The organism is Comamonas sp. HJ-2 (assembly GCF_053615495.1).
Genome location: NZ_JBSIFD010000030.1, coordinates 46774 through 52952, shown reverse-complemented (window position 1 = coordinate 52952; position 6179 = coordinate 46774). Strand labels below are relative to the sequence as shown.

At 59.0% G+C, this 6179-nt stretch carries 6 protein-coding genes; 5 read left to right on the top strand and 1 reads right to left on the bottom strand.

Translation table 11 applies throughout. From position 1 onward, the window contains the following. Window positions 1–146: 146 nt before the first annotated feature. Window positions 147–1232 carry an MBL fold metallo-hydrolase gene (locus tag ACWGXF_RS21105; protein WP_003061599.1) on the bottom strand — a complete coding sequence of 362 codons (1086 nt, stop codon included), beginning with the start codon at window positions 1230–1232 and terminating at the stop codon, window positions 147–149. A 121-nt stretch (window positions 1233–1353) separates the two neighbouring features. On the opposite strand from ACWGXF_RS21105, the gene ACWGXF_RS21100 reads away from it, so the two are divergent. The 5 genes from ACWGXF_RS21100 (at window position 1354) to aceK (ending at window position 6153) form a co-directional block, all read left to right on the top strand. After that, window positions 1354–1755, top strand: a complete 402-nt coding sequence (locus ACWGXF_RS21100; protein ID WP_003061601.1) for a MerR family transcriptional regulator — start codon at window positions 1354–1356, stop codon at window positions 1753–1755. A 48-nt stretch (window positions 1756–1803) separates the two neighbouring features. Continuing rightward, the gene (locus ACWGXF_RS21095; protein ID WP_046460936.1) at window positions 1804–2262 is read left to right on the top strand and encodes a PaaI family thioesterase; all 459 of its coding nucleotides are present in this window, start codon (window positions 1804–1806) and stop codon (window positions 2260–2262) included. Window positions 2263–2301: 39 nt separating this feature from the next. Further along, window positions 2302–3489: an isovaleryl-CoA dehydrogenase gene (locus ACWGXF_RS21090; protein ID WP_003061608.1), complete on the top strand. Its 1188-nt coding sequence runs from the start codon at window positions 2302–2304 to the stop codon at window positions 3487–3489. 50 nt (window positions 3490–3539) lie between these two features. Next, entirely contained in the window at window positions 3540–4202 is a 663-nt protein-coding gene (gene can, locus ACWGXF_RS21085) for a carbonate dehydratase (RefSeq protein WP_003061612.1), read from the top strand. A gap of 103 nt (window positions 4203–4305) precedes the next feature. Then, window positions 4306–6153 carry a bifunctional isocitrate dehydrogenase kinase/phosphatase gene (gene aceK / locus ACWGXF_RS21080; RefSeq protein ID WP_256629681.1) on the top strand — a complete coding sequence of 616 codons (1848 nt, stop codon included), beginning with the start codon at window positions 4306–4308 and terminating at the stop codon, window positions 6151–6153. The last annotated feature ends 26 nt before the right edge of the window (window positions 6154–6179 follow it).

Here is a 6179-nt window from a genome sequence, read left to right as displayed (position 1 = left end):
CTTACAGTGAAAACCCCGTAGTCGAAAGATTACGGGGTTTTTTATTGGGTGCTTCGAAACGAGGAGCGCCTGTCGTATGCAGTCAAAGCATTGCAGCTGCAAAAATACCGGAAACCCATAAAAAGAGAGCGCCAGGCGCTCTCTTTTTATTTCTGCATATTCGGGGCGTAGAAGCGCAGGATGCCGTTTTCATCCAGCCGCCGCGTCAGTTGCCGGCTGAACCAGAGATAGTGCAGATGGGCCAGAGCTTCGCCCATGGCGAAAGTCATCTGATGGGTGTCCAGTTGGCGTTTGAAGAGGATGGGAAGGATGTCGGCAGCGCTCAGCCCCTGTAGCTGCGAGGCCTGCATGATGTCGTTCAGACGTTCCTGATGATGGTCGAGCAGTTGCTGGACACGGACATGCAATCCCGTGAATGGTTTGCCATGCGAGGGCAGAACATAGGTATTCTGTGGGAGCGCGAAGTAGCGCTTCAGCGATGTGAGAAACAGCTGCAGCGGGTTGGCTTCGGGCTCGGAAGAATGCACGCTGACATTGGCGGAAATACGGGGAAGCACCATGTCGCCGCTGATCAGTGTCTCGAGCTCGGCGCAGTAAAGCGCCATGTGCTCCGGGGCGTGACCATAGCCGGCAATGCACTGCCACGTGCGGCCGTTGATGTCTATCTCGTCGCCATCCATGATGCGGTGATAGATGTCGGGGATGGGGGCGACTAGCGAAGAGTAATAGCTGCCCCGGCCGCGCACATGGAGCAGAAATTCCTCATCTCTTTGTCCGTGCAGGCTGTAGAAGTCCGCACCGGATTCGCCGCCGAAGCCGTCTCTGTCCTTCATGGCGACGCGGGCGACGTTGTAATCAGTGGCACTGATCCACAAGGGCGCATTCCATTGATGGCAGAGCCAGCCGGCCAAACCGATATGGTCGGGGTGCATATGGGTGACGATGACACGCAAAATAGGCAGGTCTTCAAGCGCAGAGGCAAAAATCTGTTCCCATTGCTCGCGCGCCTCGGTGCGATTGACGCAGCAGTCGATGACCGTCCAGCCCTCGCGTACCTGGCCATGCAGATCGGTCTGGCGATCACGCAGCAGCCAGAGGTTGATGTGATCGAGGGCAAACGGCAAGGTCATGCGGATCCACTTGACGCCGGGTGCGACTTCCAGAGTCTGGGCAGGACCGGGCAAGGTATCGCCGAGCGGGTAATGAAGAGCGGATTCTTGGCTTGAGGTCATGAGGCGGTATTTCGTTTAGCATTGACGTTAACGTAAACGTCAGTTTTGTCAAAGCATTTTAGAGATCAAGCCGCCTCTGGCAGTCGCCTGTGCGATGCAAGACTTACAACCCCACAGAATCATGTCGACCATTTACACCATCAGTGACCTTGCCAAAGAGTTCGATCTCACGACCCGGGCCATCCGTTTTTATGAGGACATGGGCTTGCTGCAGCCGGAGCGCTCCGGCGCAGGCGGTCGCAATCGCGTGTACTCGTCCCGAGATCGCGCACGTCTGCGCCTGACCCTGCGGGCCAAGCGCTTGGGACTGTCGCTGTCGGAGGCCAAGGAAATCATCGACATGTATGACAGCCCGCGTGATACGGGCGTGCAACTGCGCAAGTTTCTCGATGTGCTGGCCATCCACCGCAAGCAGCTCGAAGCGCAAATGGCCGATCTGCAGGTGACTCTGGATGAGGTGCGAGAGCAGGAAAAAGAGGCTCGCACGCTATTGAAGAGGAGCGAGAGCAAAAATGGCGCATAATTGACGTTTACGTAAACGTCAATTGCAAAGCTTTGCTGGAGAGTTGCCATGTCTGTTGCAGGTGTCACTGAGTCTCTGGATTTTGTTCATCGAGTGAAGCAGAGCTTTGCGAAGCAAGGCGCCATGGTCACGATTGGCGCGGAGCTGAGCCTGGTGGAGCCAGGCGTTGTCGATATCTGTCTGGACTGGGCTCCAGGCCTGACGCAGCAGCATGGTTTTTTGCACGCCGGCATGGTATCCACCGCACTCGACTCGGCCTGCGGCTACGCGGGCCTGACGCTGATGCCGGCCGATGCGGCCGTGCTCACCATCGAATTCAAGATCAATCTGCTCGCTCCTGCCAAAGGCCAGCGCTTTCGCATGGAAGGCCGAGTCATCAAGCCCGGACGCACCATCACCGTATCCGAAGGCAAGGCGTTTGCCATTGACCAGGGAAAAGAGAAACTGATTGCCACAATGGGCTGCACTCTGATGTGTGTGCAGAACCGTGAAGGCATACAACACTGACAAGACGATTCGTCAGACCCATATCTACAGGAGACAACCATGAGCCTTGCCAATCTGCCCGGACTGAACTTCCAGCTCGGTGAAGACATCGATGCGCTGCGTGATGCGGTGCGTGAATTCGCACAGAGCGAGATTGCTCCGCGTGCGGCCGAGATTGATCGCAGCGACCAGTTCCCCATGGACGTGTGGCGCAAGTTCGGCGAGCTGGGCGTGCTCGGCATCACCGTGCCCGAGCAGTACGGCGGCGCCGATATGGGCTATCTGGCGCATATGGTGGCCATGGAGGAAATATCGCGCGCCAGTGCCTCGGTGGGCCTGTCCTATGGCGCGCACAGCAATCTGTGTGTGAATCAGATCAATCGTAACGGCAGCGAGGCGCAGAAGGCCAAATACCTGCCCAAGCTCATCACTGGGGAGCATGTGGGCGCGCTGGCCATGAGCGAGCCCGGTGCCGGCTCCGACGTCATCAGCATGAAGCTCAAGGCCGAGGACAAAGGCGGCTACTACCTGCTCAACGGCAACAAGATGTGGATCACCAACGGGCCCGATGCCGACACCCTGGTGGTCTATGCCAAGACCGAGCCGGAGATGGGCGCTCGTGGCGTGACGGCCTTTCTGATCGAAAAGGGCATGAAGGGCTTCTCGATCGCGCAAAAGCTCGACAAGCTGGGCATGCGCGGCAGCCACACGGGCGAGCTGGTGTTCCAGGATGTGGAAGTGCCGGCTGAAAACATTCTTGGCGGCCTGAACATGGGCGCCAAGGTATTGATGAGCGGCCTGGACTATGAGCGCGCCGTCCTGACCGGCGGCCCGCTGGGCATCATGCAGTCCGTCATGGACAATGTCGTCCCCTATATCCACGACCGCAAGCAGTTCGGCCAGAGCATCGGCGAGTTCCAGCTGATCCAGGGCAAGGTGGCGGATATGTACACCGTGCTGCAAGCAGGCCGCTCTTTTGCCTATACGGTCGCTAAAAACCTGGATCTTCTGGGAACCGATCATGTGCGCCAGGTTCGCAAGGACTGCGCCAGCGTGATCTTGTGGTGCGCCGAGAAGGCCACCTGGATGGCCGGCGAGGGCGTGCAAATCTATGGCGGCAATGGGTATATCAACGAGTATCCGCTCGGTCGTCTGTGGCGAGATGCGAAACTCTACGAGATTGGCGCTGGCACCAGCGAAATTCGCCGCATGCTCATAGGCCGCGAACTGTTTGCTGAAACCTGCTGAAAAAGCAGGAGCTGCGCCGTTCTTTCAACCACAAAAAGAAGGATAGCTTCATGACAACGACCTCCATCGAAGAACTGTTTGTCCACAACCGCCAATGGGCAGACCAGATGGAGCGTGATCGTCCTGGTTTCTTTACCGGACTGATGGCGCAGCAAAAGCCCAAATACATGTGGATCGGCTGCTCGGACAGCCGCGTGCCAGCCAACCAGATCACGGGTCTGGAGCCTGGCGAGGTGTTCGTGCACCGCAACGTGGCCAACGTGGTGGTGCCCAGCGATCTGAACTGCCTGTCCACCATCCAGTACTCGGTCGATCATCTGAAGATCGAGCACCTGATGGTGGTGGGCCACTATGGCTGCGGCGGCGTGTATGCGGCGCTCAATAATCTGCGTCTGGGTCTGGTGGACAACTGGACCCGCCATGTGCGCGACGTGCGCGACAAGCACATCAAGCTGCTGGAAGGCATCTCCACCCAGTTCCGCCACGATGTGCTGTGCGAACTCAACGCCATCGAGCAGGTGGTCAACGTGGCCCAGTCCACCGTGATGCAGGATGCCTGGGCCCGTGGCCAGAAGGTGACTCTGCACGGCTGGTGCTACAGCCTCAACAACGGCCACATCACCAACCTCGAAATGACCGTGCCTGGTGTGGGCGGCCTGGAGGATGTTTACAACAAGGCTGTCGAGAAGGTCGCTGCGCGCAAGCGCGACTGATCGCTGCCGCTGCGCAGTTGCAGTGCCCTCAAGCGGACTCAAGGCCTGTGTCGCTTGTTCCGTTTGAGAGTGCTGCCCACTTATCTGGAGCGACTGGCCCGCCATGTTTCCGCAACGACTGGACGCCCCCGAGGCCTATGCCATTGCGCAGGCCCTGATGCATGGCTACAACCAGCATTACCGCATGTTCAGTGCGGAAGCTGCCCGAGCCAAGCAGCGCTTCGAGACCATGGACTGGCCGGGCCAGCAGCAGGCTCAGCGTGAGCGCATAGAGTTCTACGACCGGCAGGTGCGTGCCTGCATCCAGAGGCTGGAAGAGGAGTTTGCCGCCAGCCTGCAGAGCATGGCTGTCTGGCAGCAGGTCAAGCTTCATTACATCGGCCTGATGGTCGATCATCTGCAGCCGGAGCTGGCCGAGACCTTCTTCAATTCGGTCACGACCAAGATTCTGCACCGCACCCATTTCCAGAACGACTTCATCTTCGTGCGTGCTGCCGTCAGCACCGAATACCTGGAAAACACCGCGCCGGGTGCCGTACCCATCTACCGCGCCTACTACCCCGGCAACCTCGCCCAGCTCGAAGGCACGCTGCAGACCCTGTTTGAGCAACTGCAGCTGCAATGCCGCTTCGAAGACCTGCAGCGCGACGTGCATCTGCTGGCCGAGCGCATACGCGAGAGGCTGGCGGGCCTGACGCTCAGGGCCAACTTCCAGCTCCAGGTGCTGTCCAGCCTGTTCTATCGCAACAAGGGGGCTTACCTGGTCGGCAAGATCATCACCGGCTATACCGAGCTGCCGCTGGCGATTCCCATCCTGCATGGAGAAAAGGAGCAGCTCATAGTGCATGCGGCCCTGTTCGGCGAGGACGACCTGCATGCGCTGTTCAGTTTTGCGCGCGCCTACTTCATGGTGGACATGGAAGTGCCCAGCGCCTATGTGAGCTTTCTGCGCAGCCTCATGCCGCGCAAGCCCAAGGCGGAAATCTATAACGCCCTGGGTCTGGCCAAGCAGGGCAAGACCCTGTTCTACCGCGACTTTCTGCATCATCTGCGCCATTCCAGCGATCAGCTGCGCATTGCGCCCGGCATCAAGGGCCTGGTCATGCTGGTGTTCGACCTGCCGAGCTTCCCCTATGTGTTCAAGCTCATCAAGGACCGTATCGCCAGCAGCAAGGATGTCTCGCGTCCCCAGGTCAAGGCCAAGTACCAGCTGGTCAAGAAGCATGATCGTGGCGGCCGCATGGCCGACACCATGGAGTACAGCCTGGTGGCTTTTCCCAAGGAGCGCTTCAGCGATGAACTGCTGGCCGAGCTGCACGCTCAGGCCCCCGAGCAGATCGAGATCAGCGACCGTGATGGCGACGGGCAGATGGAGGTCATCATCAGCCACCTCTACATAGAGCGCCGTCTGGTGCCGCTGAATCTGTTCCTGATGGAGTGCCTGGCGGAAGCAGACACCAAGCCGGAGCGCCGCGCTGCCATGGAGAGGGCGATTCTCGAGTACGGCAATGCCATCAAGGATCTGGTCGCCACCAATATCTTTCCCGGCGACATGCTGTGGAAGAACTTTGGCGTCACGCGTGGCGGCAAGGTGGTGTTCTACGACTATGACGAGATCGAATATCTGACCGATTGCAATTTCCGCGAGGTGCCGCAGCCGCGAACCGAGGAAGAGGAGATGTCGGGCGACATCTGGTACTCGGTCGGCCCCAGGGATGTCTTTCCCGAGACCTTCGGGCCTTTTCTGCTGGGCCATCCGGCTGTGCGCGACATCTTCATGCGCCATCACGCCGACCTGCTGGAGGCCGAGTTCTGGCGCGGCCACCAGAGCCGTATCCGTGACGGTCATTTTCTGGACGTGTTTCCCTACGAGCGCAGCCGCTTTCTGCATGCTGGCGACGCAGGCCTGGACACGCAGCGTTTCGAGATTCCCGCCAATAGCCTCGCTTGAAGAGGCAGATCACATCCATCCATTTT